Below are 20,580 nucleotides of genomic sequence, written 5' to 3' on the forward strand. Positions count from 1 at the left end.
GGCGCAGCCTGCTACGCGGCAGCCATGAGGATGTCGATGAACTTGTCCGCGTGGTTCCTGTGCAGATCGAACACGGAGCGCACGATGCTGGGCGTCAGCCGTATCTCATCGGCCAGCGGCAGCACCTGCAGGTCGTCCCACGCGACGCCAGCGACCGTGAACTGGTCCACCATCGCGACGCCTGCACCCGCACGCACCAGGGAGCACGCCACGTCGGTCTGGTGGATGTCGATGCGCGAGGCCAGGGTGACCCCGGCTTTGCGGAATGCGGCCGATACCAGCTGCCCGAAGGGAATGGACGGGTGGTGGGCGATGAGCGGGTAGGCGGCCAGTGCGGCAATGCTGACCGATGGCTGCTGGGTGAGTTCGTGTCCGCGCGGGACGATACAGACCATGCGTCCTTCGGTGAAGGGCTGGACGGTCAGGTTGGGGTGTTCCAGGGGGAGGACGGAGACGGCCAGATCGACCTTGTTGCTCAGGACCTCCTGGGCCATTCCGTTGAGCAAGGTGGTGTGGTAGTTGATGCGGATGTTGGGGTAGCGCTGCACGAAGCGCGTGATGGCGCCCGCCAGGAGGCTGTGGCTGAGGCAGGGGCTGCCCGCGATGTTCAGCGTTCCGGTGGGGCCCTGCGTGAGGCCCCGGGCGAAATCGTCGACGCGCAGCGCGTGCTGGTAGAAGTCATCGACCTCGCGGAACAGCGCCTCGCCTTCGGGCGTCGGGACAAGCTTGCCCTTGACCCGGTTGAACAGTTGCAGCCCCAGGGTCTGTTCCGTGTGCGAGACGATGCGGCTGACCGCAGGCTGCGACGTGAACAGCAGCTTGGCTGCGCCGTTGATGGAGCCCGTGAGCATGACGGCACGGAAGACTTCCATTTGCCGAAGTCTGAATTTCATGGAGCCTCTGGAGAGCCTGGTACGGCATTCGATCTGCGAAGGGGATGGGATTGTTCCATCAAGGCCGAACGCCGATCAATGACGCGACGGGCTAGGAGGGGAAACCATAGAGCCGTGCCGGGTTGTCCACCAGGAGGCGCCGGCGCAGCCCGGCGTCCGGCACCCACCGCGCCAGCAGGTTGAGGAGCGCGCCTGTATCGGGCATGGCCTCCACGTTGACGTGGGGCCAGTCGCTGCCCCACAGCATGCGCTCCGGCGCCGTGTCCAGCAGGCGCCGGGCGATCGCGGTGGTGGCGTCCAGCCGGTCCGGCGGCACTCCCATGCGGTAGGCCGCCGAGAGCTTGACCCACCAGCCGTGGTCGCGCACCAGTTCGCACAGGGTGCGGAAGCCTTTGCCCTCCAGGTCGTCGCCCACATGCATGTCGCCCATGTGGTCCACCACCCCCGGCACGGGCAGGCGCGACAGCATGGGCAGCAGCCCCGGCAGGTCGCGCACGTGCATCAGGAACTGCAGGTGCCAGCCCAGCGGTGCGACGAGGTCGGCGATGGCCTCCACCTGGTCGTAGCCCACGCCGCCCTTGAGAAGTGTGTTGATGCGCACCCCGCGCACGCCCAGGGCGTGCATGTCCTCCAGTGCCGCGCGGGACACGGAGCGGTCGACCACGGCCACGCCGCGCAGGCGCTGCGGGTGGCGCTCCAGGGTGGCCAGCATGCACCGGTTGTCGGTGCCGTAGGTGCTGATCTGCACCAGCACCCCGCGCTGCATGCCCAGCCGGTCGAGCATGCGCAGATAGGCGGCCTCCGGCGCCGGCGCGGGCGTGTAGCTGCGGTCGGCGGTCAGTGGATAGCGGGCGAGATCCTCGCTCACGACGTGGGCGTGCGTATCGCAGGCCCCGGCAGGCACGTCGAACCCGATGGGCGAGAACGTGTCCGGGGGAGGCAGGCAGGTGGGCAGCGGGTCCATCGGAAGAATGCGGGTTAGTTCGTCTGCAGCTTGCCCTCGGCCTTGTAGCGCAGGGCTTGCTCTTCCAGGGGGCGGATCACGTCCATGAAGTTGTCTGCCTCGGCGGTGTAGGCCACCCCGCCAAGTACCGCGATCTTCTCCTGGACCTCCTTGCGGGCCATGGTTTTCTTGAGCGCCTTGCGCAGCTTGGCGGCCACGTCCGCGGGCAGCCCGGCGGGCGCTACCAGCGCCGCCACCGTGGCCATGTCCGCACCCCGCACGCCCGCTTCTTTCAGCGAGGGCACGCCCTCCAGGCCTCCCACCTTGTCGTCCGACAGAACCACGAGCGCCAGGAGCCGCTTGGATTCGAGGTAGGGGCGCGAGCTGGACACCTGGTCGATGATCGCATCCGTCTGCTGGCCCAGCACGCCCTGCAGCGCGGGGCCTGAGCCGTTGTAGGGCACCATCTTGAAGCGGCACCGGGTCGCTTCCTGCAGGCGCATCAGCGCCATGTAGTTCACCGAGCCCACGCCCGCGATGGCCACGGTCACGCTCTCCGGCTCCGCGCAAGCGGCGGCCTTGAATTGCTCGAAGCTCTTGAAGCGGCTCTGCGGCGTGACTTCCACCACCATGGGCACCGTATTGATGCTGCCCACCAGCTCGAAGCTCTTGATGGAATAGGGCGCATTGGTGATGTGCGGCGTGACGCTCAGCTCGGTCGTCGCCGTGGTCAGCAAGGTGTAGCCATCGGGCCGCGAGCGCGACACCTGGGTGGCCCCCACGGAGCCGCCCGCGCCCGGCTTGTTCTGCACGATGACGGAGGCTCCCAATTCCTCGCCCAGGAACGGGGCGATGAGCCGGGTGGTGACGTCCAGGTTGCCTCCCGCTGCATAAGGCACGACGATCTGGATGGGCGTCTTGGGAAAATCCTGCGCGCTGGCGACGGAGCCGGCCAGTGCGAACAGCAAAGCGGCAGGGAAATGGAAAGCCTTCACGGGTGTGTCTCCTGTGTCTGTGCGCCAGCGGCGCCGTTTTGGTGTGAGCGGTGTCGGGTGCCGGGCGCGGCCCGAAGAGGCATTGCGGCACCGGCCGGATGCTAGGCACACGGTTGCGTGATGCCGAGTGCTGAATATGGGTGGGGATATGCCGTGGTGTTAATGCCCGGCCTTGCGAGCGCAGCCGCATCGACTGCACGCTATGCGGAGCTGGTGCTCCTGATACAGGAGCTGCTCGCGCTTTCTGGACGGGCGCTGGCGGCCTGTTTTGTTTCAAATCCGGAGCGCTGCCGCCGGGCTTCTACAATCCGCCTTTCCACCATTCCGTTGCCGGCATCTTGCGCGATGCCCCGGCGGTGAAGTTCCCGGTCCGGGACCTACCCCAGGAGTCTGCCCTCATGCCCATCCCCGCTACCGTGGGGCGCCGTGCGTTCATCGCATCGGCGGCCGCCGCGTCGCTCACCTCCCTTGGCGTTGCCCGCGCCGCCACGCAGTGGAAGCTGGGCTACCCGCTGCCGCTCAACTCGCAGTTCGGCGCCGCCGCCACCGCCTTCGCCGGCGAACTGGCGCGGCTGACGGGCGGCCGGTTCACCATCCAGCAATTCCCGTCGAGCGCCCTGGGCGGCGAGCGGGAGATGATCGAGGGCGTGCAGATCGGCACGCAGGACCTGGCGCTGGTGTCCACGGGCGCCATCCCCAACTTCGTGCCGCAGGTGGCGATCTTCGACCTGCCTTTCCTGTTCCGCGACTACGCGCACGCCCATGCGGTGCTCGACGGCGCGATCGGCACGGAGATGCTCGATCGCTTCTCCGCGCGCGGCCTGGTCGCGCTGGCCTGGGGCGAGGGGGCTTTCGCCACGTCACCAACAACAAGCGCCCCATCGCCAAGCCCGAGGACCTGCGCGGCCTCAAGATCCGCACGCAGGAAAACCCCATGCACATGGCGGCGTTCCGCGGTCTGGGCGCGAACCCCACGCCGATCAACTGGCCCGAGACGTTCACTGCCTTGCAGCAGGGCACGGTGGATGGGCAGGACAACCCGATCTCGGTGATCGAGGCGTCCAAGCTGTACCAGGTGCAGAAATACCTCTCGCTCACGCAGCACCTGTATTCGCCCGCGCTGTTCCTCGTCTCGCCCGCGCTGTTCGCCAAGCTCGCGCCGGCGGACCAGGACGCCCTGCGCGCTGCCGCGCGCACCGGGGCGGCGGCCATGCGCACGCGCGTGGCGCAGGACGAGCTGTCGGGCGTGCAGAACCTCAAGCAGCGCGGCATGTCGGTGGCCGAGCAGGTGGACAAGGCGCCCTTCGTCGCCGCGCTCGAGGCCAGCTACAAGGATTTCAACCAGAAGTTCGGTGCCGAGAACATCGAACGCATCCAAAAGGTGCGCTGAATGCGTTACTCGATCTTCTCCGTCCAGGACCACCACCCCGCGCTGCACCGCTCGGTCGCGCAGCTCTACGAGCAGGTGATCGGCGAGGCCCAATTGGCCGAATCCCTGGGCTACGACACCTTCTTCGTGGCCGAGCACCACTTCCACGAATGCGGCTCGGTGCCCAACCCGGCCGTGTTCCTGGCCGCGCTGGCGCGCGAGACGCAGAAGATCCGCCTGGGCGTGGCCGTCTCCAACATCACCATCCACAACCCGCTGACTGTGGCGGAGGACTACGCGATGGTGGACATGCTCTCGGGCGGGCGCCTGACGCTCGGCGTGGGCTCGGGCTACCTGCGGCATGAATTCGAGGGCCACCGCATCAGCCCCGACGAGAAGCGCGAGCGCTTCGACGAGAACCTGCAGGTGCTCACGCGCGCGCTGACGGGCGAGCCCGTGACCTTCCAGGGCAAGTACAACGACCTGCCCGGCGTGGCGCTGAACGTGCAGCCGGTGCAGCAGGGCGGCCTGCCTATCCACGTGGCGATCCAGCGCCGCGAGGCCGCCTACCACGTGGGCCGCCAGGGCCGCAACATCTTCTCGCTGCCGTATTCGTGCCTGACCTCGGCCGAGGAAATCCGCGGGCTGATCGAGGACTACCGCAAGGGCTACCAGGAGTCCGGCGCGCCGGGGCGCGGCGAGGCCGTGTTGGCCTTCCACTGCCACGTGGCCGAAACCGATGCGCAGGCCAAGGTGAATGCCGAGGAGGCGTTCAACCTGTACCTGGACACGCGCCTGTTCTACGACACGCGCCGCACCTACGACACGGTCGTTGGCGGTGGGCTGGGCATGTTTGGCGCACCCGCGACGGTGGCCAGCCAGCTGGTCGCGCTGCACGAGATGGGCATCGACCACGTGATGTTCCTGCAGAACTTCGGCGTGCTCGACTCCAAGCTGGTGCACGACTCCATGCGGCGGATTGCTAACGAGGTGATGCCGGAAGTGCACCGGCGCATCGGCTGATCGTCGAAAAAGATAGCTGCCAGCGCTTGCTGCATAAGCGCTGGAGCCGTTTTTTACCCTAAACCCACCCAGTGATTGTCCAGCTGCGCGCCTTGCAGGCTGGCGGCGTGAGGGTGCACGGAAGGCCGGGCCGCCAGCGCATCCTGCAAGCTGCTGCCAAGGCCGCCTGCCCAGAGCTGCCGCCCGTTCACGGCCAGCGCGCAGACCTCGGGCAGCGGTACCAGGCCCCGCCATTCGCCTTGCGGCGTGAAGGTGGCGATGCCATTGGCGCGCGGGCAGCTCACGGCCCAGCCATCCTGCGTGGCGGCCATGCTGCCGCCGTAGCCGTGGATGCCGGTCCCGCCCGCGTTCGGCGTGGGCACGGCGCGCAGGCGCTGGCCGTCGAACAGGGCGAGGATGGGCGCAGCGTGTTTGGAGGCGGTGTCATCGTGCTCGGCCTGCAGCGCGATGCCCAGCACCGTGCGGCCGGGGTTCCAGGCGAGGTGGCGCAGGCTCAGGCGCGGGTCTTCCAGGCGCCACTGGCCCAGCAGGCGGCCGGTGCGGCCATCGAGCCGTACCAGGGACGAATCCATGGTGTGCAGGTCGCGCTTGACGCGGCCCGTTTCGGGCGCGGTGGGCACGCCGCCGTTGGCGACGATGAGCGTGGCACCGTCCCAGATCAGCTCGTGCGCGTCGATGCCGTGCGTGGGCCACTCGGCATCGGTCTCCAGGCTGCGCGCATCGCGCCGGGCGACGAGGCTGGCGCCGGTGTCGATGTCGGTCTCGGTTGTGTAGAGCCAGCGGCCGTCGGCGCTGGCGATGACGTGGCCGTTGAACGAGCGCGTGGCGTCGATCCAGTGCCAGAGCGGCTCCACGCGGCGGCCGGGGTGCCAGCGCACCAGCCAGTCGCCGGGGCGGCGCGCGGCGGCGAGCAGGGTGCCATCCGGCAGCACGTGCACGCCGTGCGCGCGCGTGGGTACTTCCAGCGCGTGCTGCACGGTGAGTGCGCCGCCCGTGGCGAGCACGCCGATGCGGTGGCCGCCGTCTTCCTGCTGCCAGGCCGCGGCGAGGCGCAGCGGGGCGCCCGCGTGGGCATAGGGCACGGCGGCGAGGCCGCCGAGCAGGGCCAGCGCCTGGCGGCGGTCAATCGCCATCGGCATCCGAGAACCCGATGCTGACCTGCAGCGCGGGGGCGATCTCGGCCTCGGCCAGGCGCTTGAGCGCGGAGAGGGCGCGCGCGGCTTGCTGCACCTGCGTGCCGTTGTTCTTGCCGGCCTTGCCGAGCGCGGCGAAGGCGGCGTCGATGTCCCGCGTGGTCTTGGCGAGCTGGTCGGCCAGCGGGTTCAGGCCGCGGCCGCGCAGGTAGGTCTCCAGCGGCACCAGCGCCTGGCCGGGCGCTGGCACGGCGCTGCCTTCGGGCAGCACGGCCAGGGTGCGCAGCGCGTTCCACTCGGCGGCCCAGGCGGCGGCGGTCTGGCCGCTGGCGGCGCGCGGGTAGTCGGGGGCGCGCGTGCCCTGCGCGGCGCGCAGCGGCTTTTCCATGTGCGCCCAGCGCAGGCGCTCGATGCCGCCGACCCACTGGTTGATGAATTCGGCCATCGCGGTGGTGGAGCGTTCCTGCTCCTCTTCCTCGCCCCAAGGGGTGGTGGCGGCTTTCTGGAACGCGGCGGCGAGCGCGTCGGCCTCGCGCTGCACGTCCAGCGCGACTTCCACGGCATAGCCACAGGCGGGCGTGCCGGGCTTGGCCGGTTGCGTCCACAGCAGCCATTCGAGCGCGGGCAGGCCCTTGGCGGGGGTGCCGATGCGCTCGAACGCCCTGGCGCCCAGGGGCTGGGTCTTGATGGCGCGCTCGATGAGCTGCGGCCGCGTGGGCGCGAAGTCGATCTGGCGCTGCGAGCGCCGCTCGATCAGCGGACCCACGGCCACGGCCGCCAGGCTTTCCCACGACAGCATGGCGCTGCGCCATGCGCCGCGCGCGCCATCGAGGGCGGGAGTCGCCTGGGCGGGCTGCGCTTCGCACAGGGCGCGCAATGCGGGCGCGAGCGCTTGCGCATCCTTGGCGAACGCGGCGGCGCGCGGCTGGCCCCAGTGGCCGTACAGGCTTTGCAGCGCGTGCGTGGTGTCGTAGAAGGGCACGGCATCGTGCTGCCAGCTGCCCTGGGCGTGCAGGGCCAGAGGCGCGCAGAGCGCGGCCAGTGCGAGTGCGGGGCGGAGTTTCATAGCGATTCCACGAATTTCACCAGGGCCTCGCGGTCGGCGCGGGGCATGTTCAAGACGTTCTGCCTGGCGTCCTCGGCCTCGCCGCCGTGCCAGAGCACGGCTTCGAGCACGCCGCGAGCGCGGCCGTCGTGCAGCAGGCGCGTGTGGCCGTTCACGTCCTTGATGAGGCCGGTGCCCCAGAGCGGCGGCGTGCGCCACCGGCGGCCGCTGGCCTGGAAGTCGGGGCGGCCGTCGGCCAGCCTGTCGCCCATGTCGTGCAGCAGCAGGTCGGTATAGGGCCAGATGCGCTGGCCCGACAGGGCCTTGCTGGTCAGGCGGGGGAAGGGGCCTTCCTTCGTCACGTAGCTCGGCCGGTGGCAGGTGGCGCATTGGGCCTGGGCGAACAGCGCCTGGCCGCGCAGCACCTGCGGGTCGCCCGCGTTGCGGCGCGCGGGCGGGGCCACGGTGGCCTGGTAGAACACCACGTCGTCGAAGGTCTTGTCATCGATCTCCACCCCCGGATCGCCCAGCCGCGCGGCGCTCCTGCCGCTGGGCGCGGCAAGGCAGTCCTTCTGCGCAGGCGTGCAGGCCTCGGAGGGGAAGTGGCGCGAGGTGATGCCCATGTCGCCCTGGAAGGCGGCACCCGTCTGGTGCGCGAGGGTGGCGACGTTGGCCTTCCACCCGAAGCGCCCGAGCATCATGCGGCCCGAGGGTGCGTCCCATACGCGATTGACCTGGCCCTTGACGGGGCCGGGTGCGGCAGCTTGGGTTGCCGCGTTGTCGAGGATGTCGGCCTCGTCGATGGCTTCGAGCAGGCCCACGCCGATGACCTGCGGCGCGATGCGCGGGCTCACCATCACCTGTGGGTGCATGGGGCCGTAGCCCAGGTCGGCGAAGCCGTAGCGGGGGTGCAGCAGCGCATAGGGCGTGCCGTCGGCGAACTGGCCTTCCACCGTGTCGTAGCGCAGCGTCACGCGCCCCTCGGGCTTGACGCCCTGGATGGCGGCGTTGTTGAACTGGTCGCCGTACACCGGCTCATGTCTGGGGCCGCCGTGCGCGTCCTGGCCGGGGATGGACAGGCGGATGAGCAGCGCCACCGTCGGATCCTTCGTCTCGCCCAGGCGGTTGAGGATCTCGGGCGGCTCGCCGCGCCCGTCCTGCACATGGCAGCCGCCGCACGAGCGCGCGATGAAGTGCGGCCCCAGCCCGTCGCGCGCCTTGGTGGAGGCGGGCGCCTCCACCCAGTTGCGGCGGAAGAACGAGTTGCCGATCACGAAGCGCGTGCGCTCCGGGTCTTCGAGGTTGGCGGCGGGGAACGAGAAGGCATTGCGCCCCGTGGCGTACACCGTGGTGTCGCCGCCAGCTTTCTCGCCCAGCGCGTCGGGGTCCGTGCCGGCGACGAGCACGCCCGCGGCGAGCAGGGCGGCGGCCGCCGCTGCCGGGCGGATGGCGCGGCGCGGCGCGCTCAAGGCTGCACCAGCGTGAGCTTGGTGATGCCGATGGTGTTGGCGGCTTCCACCAGGTCCTTGCTTTGCTGCGTCAGGCTGTCGATGGTCTTCTGGATGCGCTGGCGGCCCGGCGCGTCGTTGCCGCCGATGATTTCCTGGTCGAACGGCGCCTGGATCGCCTCGGCGGCGGCCACCGACTGCGCGATCTGCCTGGTTACCTTCTCGGCGAGCTGCGCGTCCTTGGCGGCCACCAGGTCGCGCAGCGAAGCGCCCTTGAGCACGCTGCCGTCGGCGCGCCTGTACTGGCCCAGCCACACGTTCCGGATGCCCAGTGCGTTGGTCACCGCGTCGCGGTGGGTGTTGTCGGAGAAGCACGAGTGCTCGTCCTCCTGGTCCTGGCTGTTGAGGGCCACCTCCAGCCGCTCGCCCGCCAGCTCGCCGCGCGAGAGCGAGCCCAGGCCCACGAGCATCTTGCGCAGCGACTCCTGCCCGCCCTTGGCGAACTGCGCGCCGTAGTTGTTCTTGGCCTTCGGGTCCCACGCCTTGACGAGGAAGGTCAGGTCGTCGATCAGCAGGTCGGTCACTACGTTCAGGTACTGGCGGCGGCGGTCGGCGTTCTTGGCCTTGCCGTCCACGAAGTCCTCGAAATTGCGGTTGCCGGGCCCGGTGTCGGACAGGTCCTGGCCCCAGAGGAAGAACTCGATCGCGTGCCAGCCGGTGGCGATGTTCTCCTCGCCGCCGCGCTCGTTCTGCGCGGCCAGGTTCTTCTTGTTGATGGCGAACTTGCGGTTGTTGACCAGGCCCGCATCGGGCTTGCCTTCCACGCTGTCGACGTAGGACTCGTCCATCGGCCAGGCGTTGAGCTGGCCCTCGGGGCCGTTGTCGTCGTCGATGGGGCCGCCGTAGAAACGGAAGGCCTCGGTCTGGCCGTAGAACTCGCGCGCGGCGAGCCAGGTCTTGCGCGCCTCGGCCAGCGTCTGCTCCGAAGGCTTGGCGGTGAATGCCTTGATGGCCGTCTGCATCGCCCGGGCCGCCGCCAGCGTGTCGGCGTAGTTGGCATGCACCAGGGCGGCGTACTGCACCGCCACGGCCTGGGCGCTCACGGCCTGGGCCGCCACGGCGGGTGCCGCAGCCGCCGCCTGCGCATGGGCGGCAGGCGCCCAGGCGGCAAGGGCCAGCAGGCTGGCAAGGGCGGTAGTGCGGATCGACGGGCGGACCATGGGTACTCCTGGGGAATGCGTTGAAGGTGCGGGATTATAGAAATGCGACTAATTATCAATAGGCGCTCTGGTGGAATAGGGTCTGTTCACCTCAAAACCGGGGGTGCGTTGCCCCGCCGTGGGGGCAGGTGCGCGAAGCGCGGCGCGGCCAATAGCCGCAGCTATTGGCAAGCCGTGCGACAAAGCAGATGCCCCCACGGCGGGGCAACCCGCAGGAAGGATGAATGCCGGGCGCATTGCGGCGTTGCGGCGCTTGCCAATAGCTGCGGCTATTGGCGGCGCACCGCGCCTTGCACTGCATCCCGGCATTCATCCTTCGCACCCCCGGTTTTGAGGTGAACAGACCCTAGGGGTCACACCACTGTCATGGGGCTTTCCTACGCTGGGCGGGTTTGCACAACCCACCACGAGGAACTTCATGATCGATCCCGATGACATCGGCTACAACACCACCGACAACCCGTCGTTCTCCACGATAGTCGATGCGCGCCTGAGCCGCCGGAACCTGCTGCGCGGCAGCTTCGCCACGGCGGGCGGCGCCATGCTGGGCAGCATCTCGCTGGCCGCATGCGGCGGTGGCGACGATGATCCGGCACCCCCGGCGGCAGGCCTGAAGCTGGGCTTCAACCCCGTGGCCAAGAGCCTGGCCGATGCCGTCGTCGTGCCAGCGGGCTATACCGCCAGCGTGCTCTACCGCCTGGGCGACCCGATCGCCGCCGGCGTGGCCGCGTACAAGAACGACGGCACGGACGACCCTGCCACCTACGACCGCCGTGCGGGCGACCACCACGACGGCATGACCTGGTTCGGCGTGGGCGCCAACGGCCGGTGGGACGCCAAGGCCAGCGGCCGCGGCCTGCTGGTGATGAACCACGAGTCGCTGACCCCCGTGTTCCTGCACCCTGCCGGCCGCACGGTCGTCAAGGGCCAGCGCACCGTGCCCAGCGAAGTGGTGCGCGAGTTCTACCTGCATGGCGTGAGCGTGATCGAGACCACGAAGGGATCCGACGGCAAGTGGAGCTACAAGCAGGACTCGGCCTTCAACCGCCGCGTCCATACGCTGACGCCGATGGAGCTGTCCGGCCCCGCGCGCGGCGTGGATGCGGCCAAGACCCGCTACTCGGCCAACGGCACGCGCACGCGCGGCACGGTGAACAACTGCGCCAACGGCACCACGCCCTGGGGCACCTACCTGGCCTGCGAGGAAAACTGGTACGGCTACTTCTACCGCACCTCGGCCAGCGACGACGCCCGGCGCTCCGCGCGCGAGCTGGCTGCCATCAAGCGCTACGGCGTGGGCCCGCAGGAGTTCTACGGCCTGTGGGGCACCACGCAAGGCGCCGCCGATGCCGAGCAGCAGGACACCTTCGACCGCTGGAACCTCGACGTGAAGGGCGAGGCCGCCACCGCCGACTACCGCAACGCCCACAACACCTATGGCTGGGTGGTGGAGATCGACCCCTTCACGCCGGACAGCACGCCGCGCAAGCGCACCGCGCTGGGCCGCTTCGGCCATGAAGGCGCCTGCCTGGGCCGCGTGGAGGCCGGCAAGCCGCTGGTGTGGTACATGGGCGACGACGCGCGCAACGAGTACATCTACAAGTACGTCTCCAACAAGAACTGGGACCCGCAGGATGCCACCGGCGGCCTGGCCGCCGGCGATAAGTACATGGACGACGGCCGGCTCTACGTGGCCCGGTTCAAGGCCGACGGCACGGGCGAGTGGCTGGAGCTGGCGCTGGGCAAGAACGGCATCACCTCGTCCAACGCCGCCTACGGCTTCGCCGACCAGGCCGACGTGGTGCTGCACGCGCGGCTGGCCGCCGATGCGGCGGGCGCGACCAAGATGGACCGCCCCGAGTGGACTGCCGTGAACCCTAAGACGGGCGACGTCTACGTGACGCTGACCAACACCAACGCCTCGTCGCGCCCCATCGACAAGACCGACGCCGCCAACCCGCGCTTCTACAACGACCCCAAGGGTTCCGCCCAGACGGCGCAGACCGGCAACCCTAACGGGCACATCGTGCGCTTCGCCGAAAACGCGGGCAACGCCGGCACCACGTTCACCTGGGATGTGTACCTGTTCGGCGCGCGCTCCACGGCGGGCGCGGACGTCAACGTCTCCGGCCTGACGGCCGACAACGACTTCTCCAGCCCCGACGGCCTGTGGTTCAGCCAGGCCTCGGCCGGGCTGGCCTGGCTGCAGACCGACGATGGCGCCTACACCGACGTGACCAACTGCATGATGCTGGCTGCAGTGCCGGGCAAGGTGGGCGATGGCGGCAGGAAAACCCTCATCAACAAGAGCGGCGACACCACGCGCACCCAGGAGACCATCGTCGGCGCCAAGCCCGGCGAGAAGGACACGCAGCTCAAGCGCTTCCTGATCGGCCCCAAGGGCTGCGAGATCACGGGCATCGCAGAGTCGGGCGATGGCCGCGCGATCTTCGTGAACATCCAGCACCCGGGCGAGGACACCAAGGACGCGGACATCGGCGATCCGTCGAAGTTCCAGAGCCACTGGCCCGACGGCGGCAGCGCCCGCCCGCGCTCGGCCACCATCGTCATCACCCGCACCGACGGCGGCGTCGTAGGCGTCTGACGGAGCGTGCCTCCTGCCTTCAGGCTGGAGGTCGGACCGCATCCATCGCGCACACGCGTTCAGCGTGTGCGCTTTTTTTCGGGGGGAGGCGCCTACGCGGCGGGGGATTCGGACTGCGGGGCCTCGGGTGCCTCGAAGCAGTCGCGGAAGGTGAACACCACCGACGTGAAGAACATGGCCGCCAGCATGAGCGCCGTTGCCACCATCACGCCGCCGGCCGCGCCGGCGCCCAGGCCGGCCAGCGCCAGCAGCGACACCACGAGGCTGGTGGCGATGCCAGCGCCCAGGAAAACGCCCACCCAGGCGAGCCCGTACACCGTGAACGCGCCCAGGTTGCGCAAGCAGGCCACGATGCTGAAGAACAGCGCCTTCACGGGCGGCACGTTGTGCCAGTGCACCAGGCCCGGCGCATGCCAGAACAGCAGCGACAGCGGCACGTACAGCAGCAGCGACAGCCACATGGCGACCTGGAAGTCGCCGGACTCGGCCAGCTCGCGTGTGAGCGGCTGCCCGCCCAGGTACACCTGTGCGAACTGCCCGCCGTCTACCAGCGCCGACACGCCCATGACCAGCAGGAAGCCCGCGGCATAGAACGCGCCCAGCGCCAGCATGGCGCGCAGCCGCTGGCGGCCGGTGCGGAAGGCGACCAGCAGCAGCGCGGGCGTGGGCATGCGGCCCTGGCTGGCCTGCGCGGCCGCGACCATCATGGCCAGGGTGGCCGAAGGCAGCAGCGCCAGCGCCACCGCGGGGCCGACCAGCGGCAGTACGGTGACCAGCGACATGGCGGCCATGGTGGTGAAAAACAGGGCGGACAGGGCCATGGGCTGGCGCCAGAACACCCGGATGCCCAGGCGGACCCATTCCAGGCCCGTGCGTGCGGGAACGATGTGCAGTTTCATGCGAGGGCCTCTTCGGCCAGCAGCGGGTGCGCCACGCGCTGGCGCAGCACGCGCTCGAAGTGCGTGGGATCGTGGGGCGTGAGCATGCTGGCCTCACGGGGCAGGTAGAAGTCCCACAGGCGCGAGATCCAGAACCGCAGCGCGCCCGCGCGCAGCATGGCGGGCAGCAGCGGGCGCTCGTGCGTGGTGAGCGGGCGCACTGCCTGGTAGGCGGCCAGCAGGGCCTCGGCGCGCTCGGGCGCATGCCGGCCGGTGGGCAGGTCGATGCACCAGTCGTTCAGGCACACGGCCAGGTCGAACAGGAAGGTGTCCACGCCGGCGAAGTAGAAGTCGAAGAAGCCCGTGAGCTCCTCGCCGTCGAACATCACGTTGTCGCGGAACAGGTCGGCGTGGATGGGCCCGCGCGGCAGCGCCGCGTAGGCGGACGAGGCGGCCACGTGGTTCTGGTAGGCCAGCTCGGACGTGAGGAGCGCGGCTTGTTCCGCGCCGATGTGGGGCAGCACCACGGGCACCGTCTCGTTCCACCAGGGCAGGCCGCGCAGGTTGGGCTGGCGGCGCTCGTAGCCGCGCCCGGCCAGGTGCATGCGCGCCAGCATGGCGCCCACGGCCGCGCAGTGCGCGGGCTCGGGAGCGAGCTGGCTCTTGCCGCGCAGCTTGGTAGCCAGCGCGGCGGGCTTGCCCGCCACGGTGTGCAGGATGGCGCCGTGCTTGTCCGCCTGGGGGTCGGGCACGGGAATGCCCGCGTGCGCCAGGTGCTTCATCAGGTGCAGGTAGAACGGCAGCTGTTCGGCCGTCAGGCGCTCGAACAGCGTGAGCACGTACTCGCCCTGGTCGCTGGTCACGAAGTAGTTGGTGTTCTCGATGCCGCCCTCGATGCCGCGCAGCTCGGCCAGCTTGCCCAGTTGCAGGCGGCGCAGCAGCTCGCGCGCGTCCTTGGTGGAGACTTCGGTGAAGACGGCCATCGGGAATCAGTAAGGCAAAAAAGAAACAGGCGCTGCGACGGCGCCTGGCGTTGTTGAGAAGGTGCGCTCAGAACTGGCGCAGATTCCACACGCGCGGCGCGTTGATGGAGTCGGATTCGTTGAAATTGCCCGGCCGTGCGCGTGCGCCGTCGTTGGAACGCACCTCGTAGGCGGGCAGCGGCGTGCCGGTCTTGGGCTGCACGGTGATGCTCTGAGTCTGGCCGCCTACGCGCAACTCGTCCACGCGGCTGCCGGCGTCTTCCACCACGATGCGCTCCACGCGCTGGTTATGGCGGCCTTCACCGTCCTTTTGCTCTTGTTTCAGGAGCTGCTCGCGCTCGCCAGTATTGGGCTGGACGGCATTTTGACCCATATTCTGGGCCAAGGCGGGGGCACTGGCCAGGGCCAGCAGCATCAGGATAGGAACGGCGCGCATGGCGCGATTGTAGGCGTCAGCGCTGGCTGGCGGCTTCGTCGTCCACGGCTTGCTGCACCGCCCGGTAGAACGCCTCGCGCGCCGGGCCGGCCACGGGGTCGCGTGCGCCGCCGGCCCAGTTGGCATGGGAGACGATGACCAGCTGGCGCGCCGGATCGATGAAGAGGCCCTGGCCAAAGATGCCGCGCGCGGTGAAGCTGCCGTCGTCGTATGTCCACCACTGGTAGCCGTAGCCGCGCCCGGGCTGGCCGATGCCGGTGCGCGCGGTGGTGGCTTCCTGCAGCCAGCCGTCGGGCACGATGCTCCGGCCCTGCACGCGCGCGCCCTCCAGGATGAACTGCCCGAAGCGCGCGAAGTCCCGCGGCGAGGCCTGGATGCAGCAGCCGCTGATCTCGAGCCCGGTCTTGCTGAGCAGCCAGGTGGCCTGCCGCTCCATGCCCGCGGGCTGCCAGACCTTTTCCTGCAGGTACGCGGCCAGGGGCTTGCCGGTGGCCTGGGCGAGCAGCACGCCCACGAGGTTGGTTTCGCCCGTGCTGTAGTTCCAGCGCGTGCCCGCGGGCGCCGCACGCGGCAGCTGGCGCAGGTAGCTCACCAGGGCGTCCACGCCAGGTTCGGGCCGGTGGCTGTTGAAGCGGGCCACGTCGGACTGCGGGTCGGCGTAGTCCTCGCTCCAGCGCACGCCGGAGGTCATGGTCAGCAGCTGGCGGATGCTCACCGCGTCGTAGGCCGAGCCTTTCATGCCGGGGATGTAGTCGCTCACCTTGTCGTCCATGCTGCGGATGTGGCCGTCGCGCAGTGCCGCGCCCACCAGCGTGGAGGTGAAGGACTTGGCCACGGAAAAGCTGGTCCAGCGCCCGCCGTCCTCGAAGCCCAGGCCGTAGCGCTCCAGGCGCAGCCGCCCGCCCTGCAACACCAGCAGGGCGGCGCTGCGCTGGCCAGCCATGTAGGCGTCGATGTCCAGCGGCAGTGCGAGCGGCGGCCCCGGTGGCAGGGGCCGGGGATCGCCGCCGGGCTGCACGGTGTGCCAGCGCACCAAGAAGGGCAGCCGGTCCATGGCGCGGAAGGCCGCGTCGCGCTGCGGCTGGTTCCAGAACAGCAGGTCGCGGTTGGTGGGCACGGTCCGCAGCAGGCCGCGCGTTTCCTTGTCCAGGCTGAACCAGCAGGCCACGGCGGCCAGGGCCACGGCGCACAGCGCGCCCAGGGCCCACTGGCCCAGGGCGGGTTTCTTGAGGGGTTTCGACGGCATCGCGCGATTGGACAGCCCGCCCGCGCGGCGTGCCATGGGACTTGCCCGCAGGCTCAGGGCCGTGCGGGACAGGTGCCGGCGTCGCAGGACACGGTGCGCTGCGCGATGAAGCTGCGGAAGTTCTTGCCCATCTGGCCCATTTCGGCGCACACGTCGCCGCGCGCGTCGAACGCGAAGCCCTGCGTGGCGCCGGTGTTGAGCAGTTCCACCCGCGTGAGCCCGTAGCCGGCGAACTGCTCCGGATGGCGCCACTGCTGGGCGCAGATGTTGTGGAAGACGAAGGTGGCGTACACCAGCTCGGTCACCTGCGCCTTGTCCATCTGCAGCCGCAGCACGCCGGCATCGAGCCGCGCCGACTGGATCGCGCTGCCGTGCAGCGCCTTCTGCAGCGTGGGGGGCACGTTGGTGAACGCGGTGTCCGCCGCTGCCAGGGTGCAGGCGGTGCAGGCCAGCAGCGCGAATAGCTTTTTCATGGGAGAACGCTTTCTCAGGGAAGCAGGGCGGGCGCCCCGCGCTACGGCCGATTGTGCCGCCGCCCGCGGCCCGCATCCTGTGCACAATCGGCCCATGAGCGAATCCAAAACCCTGCTGCTGGTGGATGGTTCCAGCTACCTCTACCGCGCCTTCCACGCCATGCCCGACCTGCGCGCCGTGCCGGGCGACCCCGCGAGCCCCGCCACGGGTGCGATCCGCGGCATGATCAACATGCTGCAGGCGCTGAAGAAGGAGGTGCAGGCCGACTATGCCGCCTGCGTGTTCGATGCCTCGGGCCCGACCTTCCGCGACGCGCTGTACCCCGAGTACAAGGCCCACCGCGCGCCCATGCCCGACGAACTGCGCGCGCAGATCGAGCCCATCCACGAAGTGGTGCGCCTGCTGGGCTGGCCGGTGCTGTGCATCGAGGGCGTGGAGGCCGACGACGTGATCGGCACCCTGGCCACGCAGGCGGCGCGCCAGGGCATGCAGGTCGTCATCTCCAGCGGCGACAAGGACCTGAGCCAGCTCGTGGACGAGCGCATCACCATCATCGACACCATGAGCGGCAAGAAGCGCGACGTGGCCGGCGTGACGGCAGAGTTCGGCGTGCCCCCCACGCTCATGGTGGACTACCAGACGCTGGTGGGCGATGCGGTGGACAACGTGCCGGGCGTGCCCAAGGTCGGCCCCAAGACCGCCGCCAAATGGCTCATGGAATACGGCTCGCTGGACAACCTGCTGGCCCATGCGGGCGCCATCAAGGGCGTGGCGGGCGAGAACCTGCGCGGCGCGCTCGCCTGGCTGCCCACGGGGCGCCAGCTCGTCACCATCAAGACCGACTGCGACCTGGTGCCATACGTGGCGGGCTTTCCTGCTATGGATGTGATAGCTGTCGGCGCTGAACAGACGGACGTTCTGGCCGATTTTTATCAAAAATACGGCTTCAAGAGCCTTGCCCGCACGCTGCAGGCGGCGCAGGTGCAGCCCGCGGGGGGCGATCTGTTTTCCCAGCCCGACGCGAGCACCGTCGCCGTCGTCGCGCAGCACCGCGAAGTGGTCTACGACACCATCCTCGCTTGGGAGCAACTCGACCTGTGGCTGGCCCGCATCGAGGCCGCGCCGCTCGTCGCGGTCGATACCGAAACCACTTCGCTCGACGAACTGCGCGCCGAGATCGTCGGCATCTCCTTCAGCGTGGAGCCGGGCAGCGCCGCCTACATTCCCCTGGCCCATGACGGCCCGGACGCGCCTGCGCAACTGCCGCTGGCCGAGGTGCTCGCGCGCCTCAAGCCGTGGCTGGAAGACCCTGGCCGTCTGAAGCTGGGCCAGCACGTCAAGTACGACCGCCACGTGTTCGCCAACCACGGCATCGACGTGCGCGGCTACGCGCACGACACCATGCTGGAGAGCTACGTGCTCGAAGTGCACAAGCCCCACGGCCTGGCGAGCCTCGCCGAGCGCCACACGGGCCGCACCGGCATCAGCTACGAAGACCTGTGCGGCAAGGGCGCCAAGCAGATCCCGTTCTCGCAGGTGCCCGTGGACAAGGCAGCCGCCTATTCGTGCGAGGACTCCGACCAGACGCTGGACGTGCACCGCGTGCTCTGGCCGCTGCTGGAGGCCGACGAGAAGCTGCGCGCCATCTACGAACTGGAGATGGCCTGCAGCGAGACGCTGTTCCGCATCGAGCGCAATGGCGTGCGCATCGACGCCGCGCGCCTCGCGGCGCAGAGCCACGACCTGGGCCAGCGCATCCTGAAGCTGGAGCAGGAGGCCTACGACATCGCGGGCCAGCCCTTCAACCTCTCCAGCCCCAAGCAGCTCGGCGAAATCTTCTTCGACAAGCTGGGCATGCCGGTCGTCAAGAAGACCGCCACCGGCGCGCGCAGCACCGACGAAGAGGTGCTGGAGAAGCTGGCCGAGGACTACCCCTTGCCCGCCAAGCTGCTGGAGCACCGCAGCCTGTGCAAGCTCAAAGGCACCTACACCGACAAGCTCGCGCAGCTGGCCGACCCGCGCACCGGCCGCGTGCACACGCACTATGCCCAGGCCGTCGCCGTCACGGGCCGCCTGTCGAGCAACGACCCCAACCTGCAGAACATTCCCATCCGCACGCCCGAAGGCCGCCGCGTGCGCGAGGCCTTCGTCGCCCCGCCGGGCCGCGTGATCGCCAGCTGCGACTACAGCCAGATCGAGCTGCGCATCATGGCGCATATCAGCGGTGACGAAGCCCTGCTGCGTGCCTTCCAGGAAGGGCTGGATGTGCACCGCGCCACAGCGGCGGAGGTGTTCGGCGTGGCCCTGGACCAGGTGAGCAGCGAGCAGCGCCGCTACGCCAAGGTCATCAACTTCGGCCTGATCTACGGCATGAGCAGCTATGGCCTGGCGAAGAACCTGGGCATCGACAACACGGCAGCCAAGAACTACATCGACCGCTACTTCCAGCGCTACCCCGGCGTGTGGCAGTACATGCAGGACACCAAGGCCCAGGCCAAGGCGCGCGGCTATGTGGAGACCGTATTCGGCAGGCGCCTGTACCTGCCCGAGATCAACTCCCCCAACGGCCCGCGCCGCAGCGCCGCCGAGCGTGCCGCCATCAATGCGCCCATGCAGGGCACGGCGGCCGACCTCATCAAGAAGGCCATGGTGCAGGTGCAGGACCTGCTGGACGCCGCCAGGCCCGAGGTGCTCATGATCATGCAGGTGCATGACGAACTCGTCTTCGAGCTGCCCGAGGGCGACGTGGACTGGCTGCGCGCCGAGGTGCCGCGCATCATGGCGGGCGTGGCCGAACTCCAGGTGCCGCTGCTGGCCGAGGTGGGCGTGGGGCCGGACTGGGACAAGGCGCATTGAAGGCCGGCGGAGGATGAAGCAGGCACGGCCCTTCGGCGATGGAGCGCTCATCGAGTGCTTCAAGGAAACGATGATGTTCATCCAGGTGGCCGAGAACCGCAGCTTCACGGTGGCGGCCCAGCGCATGAACGTGACCCCTGCCGGCGTGAGCAAGGGCGTGACCCGGCTGGAGAGAGCGCTGGGCGTGAAGCTGCTCAACCGCTCGACCCGCAGCGTTTCGCTGACGGACGACGGCGAGCGGCTGCTGGCACGCTGGCGCGACATCCTGCTGGCGGTGCAGGCCGCCGAAGGCGAATTGTCCGGGGGCCAGGAAGACCTCAAGGGGAAGCTGAAGATCCATGCGCCGGTGGGGTTGGGGCGCCGGGTCGTCATGCCGCTGCTGATGACCATGGCCAAGAAGTACCCGGACCTGGTGGTCAATGCCGACTTCAGCGACCGCATGCCCAATCTGGTGGAGGAGGGGCTGGACGTCCTGGTCAAGATTGGCGGCGTGGCGGATTCCCGCATGGTCGCGCGCAAGCTGGCGCACCTGCGTTATGTCACCTGCGCCACGCCTGCCTATCTGGAGCGATGGGGCGTGCCCCGATCTCCTCTGGAAATTGAGCGGCACAACTGCATCGCCTATGTCCAGTGGCAGACGGGGAATATCCACCAGTGGATTTATGAAAAGGGTGATGAGCAGTATGTCCTCACGCCCGCCGGCAATGTCGGCGTGAACCATCCGGAAGCCATTCTCGACGCAGTGCTCAGCGGCGCCGGCATCGCGCGCATGGCCAGTTTCATCGCGGCGCCAGCGGTGATCGACGGGCGGCTGCGCATGGTTCTGGACGACTGGATGCCCAAAGGGCCGGAGATCCAGCTGGTGTACCAGCCGAGCAAATTCCAGTCGCCCCGGCTCCGAACCTTCATCGAGCACATGCTCGAGGCGATCCCCTCCTATCCGCCTTGGGAAAAGGCGATGGGCCTGCCGCCCGCCGGATGAGGGCAGGGGATAACCCCTGAGATAGTTGAATCCGGGTTAAGAGTGTTTGTT

Annotated in this window: 16 protein-coding genes and 1 pseudogene; 5 read left to right on the forward strand and 12 right to left on the reverse strand. The window is 69.2% G+C overall.

Annotation, left to right across the window (positions count from 1 at the left end; all coding sequences use genetic code 11):
- Positions 1 to 11: 11 nt before the first annotated feature.
- The 3 genes from AAG689_RS02995 to AAG689_RS03005 form a co-directional block, all read right to left on the reverse strand.
- Entirely contained in the window at positions 12 to 893 is an 882-nt protein-coding gene (locus AAG689_RS02995) for a LysR substrate-binding domain-containing protein (protein WP_406624696.1), read from the reverse strand.
- A 91-nt stretch (positions 894 to 984) separates the two neighbouring features.
- Positions 985 to 1,857: an amidohydrolase family protein gene (locus tag AAG689_RS03000; RefSeq protein ID WP_406624697.1), complete on the reverse strand. Its 873-nt coding sequence runs from the start codon at positions 1,855 to 1,857 to the stop codon at positions 985 to 987.
- A 14-nt stretch (positions 1,858 to 1,871) separates the two neighbouring features.
- A complete protein-coding gene (locus tag AAG689_RS03005) occupies positions 1,872 to 2,831 on the reverse strand; it encodes a Bug family tripartite tricarboxylate transporter substrate binding protein (protein ID WP_406624698.1) in 960 nt (319 codons plus the stop codon).
- Positions 2,832 to 3,229: 398 nt separating this feature from the next.
- Here AAG689_RS03005 and AAG689_RS03010 point away from each other — a divergent pair.
- A pseudogene (locus AAG689_RS03010) lies at positions 3,230 to 4,221 on the forward strand (TRAP transporter substrate-binding protein).
- Positions 4,222 to 5,223, forward strand: coding sequence for an LLM class flavin-dependent oxidoreductase (locus AAG689_RS03015; RefSeq protein ID WP_406624699.1), 1,002 nt, complete (start codon positions 4,222 to 4,224; stop codon positions 5,221 to 5,223).
- Between the two features lie 53 nt (positions 5,224 to 5,276).
- Here the strand turns inward: AAG689_RS03015 and AAG689_RS03020 are convergent, their stop codons facing one another.
- The 4 genes from AAG689_RS03020 to AAG689_RS03035 are packed head-to-tail and all read right to left on the reverse strand — an operon-like array spanning position 5,277 to position 10,069.
- Positions 5,277 to 6,356 (reverse strand): DUF1513 domain-containing protein, encoded by a 1,080-nt coding sequence (locus AAG689_RS03020; RefSeq protein WP_406624700.1) that lies wholly within the window; start codon positions 6,354 to 6,356, stop codon positions 5,277 to 5,279.
- A complete protein-coding gene (locus tag AAG689_RS03025; protein WP_406624701.1) occupies positions 6,346 to 7,422 on the reverse strand; it encodes an imelysin family protein in 1,077 nt (358 codons plus the stop codon). Before AAG689_RS03025 ends, AAG689_RS03020 begins: the two co-directional genes overlap by 11 nt.
- Complete coding sequence (locus tag AAG689_RS03030) at positions 7,419 to 8,870, reverse strand: di-heme oxidoredictase family protein (protein ID WP_406624702.1); 1,452 nt, start codon at positions 8,868 to 8,870, stop codon at positions 7,419 to 7,421. Before AAG689_RS03030 ends, AAG689_RS03025 begins: the two co-directional genes overlap by 4 nt.
- The gene (locus AAG689_RS03035) at positions 8,867 to 10,069 is read right to left on the reverse strand and encodes an imelysin family protein (protein ID WP_406624703.1); all 1,203 of its coding nucleotides are present in this window, start codon (positions 10,067 to 10,069) and stop codon (positions 8,867 to 8,869) included. The genes AAG689_RS03030 and AAG689_RS03035 overlap by 4 nt, the downstream gene beginning before the upstream one ends.
- Before the next feature lie 418 nt (positions 10,070 to 10,487).
- On the opposite strand from AAG689_RS03035, the gene AAG689_RS03040 reads away from it, so the two are divergent.
- Positions 10,488 to 12,674, forward strand: a complete 2,187-nt coding sequence (locus tag AAG689_RS03040) for a PhoX family protein (protein WP_406624704.1) — start codon at positions 10,488 to 10,490, stop codon at positions 12,672 to 12,674.
- A 92-nt stretch (positions 12,675 to 12,766) separates the two neighbouring features.
- Here AAG689_RS03040 and AAG689_RS03045 read toward each other — a convergent pair whose 3' ends face one another.
- The 5 genes from AAG689_RS03045 to AAG689_RS03065 all read right to left on the reverse strand — a co-directional run bounded on the left by AAG689_RS03045 (position 12,767) and on the right by AAG689_RS03065 (position 16,690).
- On the reverse strand, positions 12,767 to 13,573 hold the full coding sequence (locus AAG689_RS03045; protein WP_406624705.1) for a BPSS1780 family membrane protein: 807 nt from the start codon (positions 13,571 to 13,573) through the stop codon (positions 12,767 to 12,769).
- Positions 13,570 to 14,535: a homoserine kinase gene (locus AAG689_RS03050; protein ID WP_406624706.1), complete on the reverse strand. Its 966-nt coding sequence runs from the start codon at positions 14,533 to 14,535 to the stop codon at positions 13,570 to 13,572. Before AAG689_RS03050 ends, AAG689_RS03045 begins: the two co-directional genes overlap by 4 nt.
- A 67-nt stretch (positions 14,536 to 14,602) precedes the next feature.
- Positions 14,603 to 14,971 carry a hypothetical protein gene (locus tag AAG689_RS03055; RefSeq protein ID WP_406624707.1) on the reverse strand — a complete coding sequence of 123 codons (369 nt, stop codon included), beginning with the start codon at positions 14,969 to 14,971 and terminating at the stop codon, positions 14,603 to 14,605.
- Between the two features lie 16 nt (positions 14,972 to 14,987).
- Positions 14,988 to 16,217 (reverse strand): serine hydrolase domain-containing protein, encoded by a 1,230-nt coding sequence (locus AAG689_RS03060; protein WP_406624708.1) that lies wholly within the window; start codon positions 16,215 to 16,217, stop codon positions 14,988 to 14,990.
- A gap of 53 nt (positions 16,218 to 16,270) precedes the next feature.
- Entirely contained in the window at positions 16,271 to 16,690 is a 420-nt protein-coding gene (locus tag AAG689_RS03065) for a hypothetical protein (RefSeq protein ID WP_406624709.1), read from the reverse strand.
- Between the two features lie 94 nt (positions 16,691 to 16,784).
- Here AAG689_RS03065 and polA point away from each other — a divergent pair, with 94 nt between their 5' ends.
- Both polA and AAG689_RS03075 read left to right on the forward strand, forming a co-directional pair.
- Complete coding sequence (polA, locus tag AAG689_RS03070; protein WP_406624710.1) at positions 16,785 to 19,547, forward strand: DNA polymerase I; 2,763 nt, start codon at positions 16,785 to 16,787, stop codon at positions 19,545 to 19,547.
- A gap of 13 nt (positions 19,548 to 19,560) precedes the next feature.
- Positions 19,561 to 20,529, forward strand: a complete 969-nt coding sequence (locus AAG689_RS03075) for a LysR family transcriptional regulator (protein ID WP_406624711.1) — start codon at positions 19,561 to 19,563, stop codon at positions 20,527 to 20,529.
- Positions 20,530 to 20,580 lie beyond the last annotated feature (51 nt).

Source organism: Acidovorax sp. SDU_ACID1, from assembly GCF_045291395.1.
GTDB lineage: Bacteria > Pseudomonadota > Gammaproteobacteria > Burkholderiales > Burkholderiaceae_C > MR-S7.

Coding starts and splice junctions, on each gene's coding strand:
- AAG689_RS02995 (WP_406624696.1), bottom strand. CDS start 893: ATGAAATTCAGACTTCGGCAAATGGAAGTCTTCCGTGCCGTCATGCTC.
- AAG689_RS03000 (WP_406624697.1), bottom strand. CDS start 1,857: ATGGACCCGCTGCCCACCTGCCTGCCTCCCCCGGACACGTTCTCGCCC.
- AAG689_RS03015 (WP_406624699.1), top strand. CDS start 4,222: ATGCGTTACTCGATCTTCTCCGTCCAGGACCACCACCCCGCGCTGCAC.
- AAG689_RS03020 (WP_406624700.1), bottom strand. CDS start 6,356: ATGGCGATTGACCGCCGCCAGGCGCTGGCCCTGCTCGGCGGCCTCGCC.
- AAG689_RS03025 (WP_406624701.1), bottom strand. CDS start 7,422: ATGAAACTCCGCCCCGCACTCGCACTGGCCGCGCTCTGCGCGCCTCTG.
- AAG689_RS03035 (WP_406624703.1), bottom strand. CDS start 10,069: ATGGTCCGCCCGTCGATCCGCACTACCGCCCTTGCCAGCCTGCTGGCC.
- AAG689_RS03040 (WP_406624704.1), top strand. CDS start 10,488: ATGATCGATCCCGATGACATCGGCTACAACACCACCGACAACCCGTCG.
- AAG689_RS03045 (WP_406624705.1), bottom strand. CDS start 13,573: ATGAAACTGCACATCGTTCCCGCACGCACGGGCCTGGAATGGGTCCGC.
- AAG689_RS03050 (WP_406624706.1), bottom strand. CDS start 14,535: ATGGCCGTCTTCACCGAAGTCTCCACCAAGGACGCGCGCGAGCTGCTG.
- AAG689_RS03055 (WP_406624707.1), bottom strand. CDS start 14,971: ATGCGCGCCGTTCCTATCCTGATGCTGCTGGCCCTGGCCAGTGCCCCC.
- AAG689_RS03060 (WP_406624708.1), bottom strand. CDS start 16,217: ATGCCGTCGAAACCCCTCAAGAAACCCGCCCTGGGCCAGTGGGCCCTG.
- AAG689_RS03065 (WP_406624709.1), bottom strand. CDS start 16,690: ATGAAAAAGCTATTCGCGCTGCTGGCCTGCACCGCCTGCACCCTGGCA.
- polA (WP_406624710.1), top strand. CDS start 16,785: ATGAGCGAATCCAAAACCCTGCTGCTGGTGGATGGTTCCAGCTACCTC.
- AAG689_RS03075 (WP_406624711.1), top strand. CDS start 19,561: ATGAAGCAGGCACGGCCCTTCGGCGATGGAGCGCTCATCGAGTGCTTC.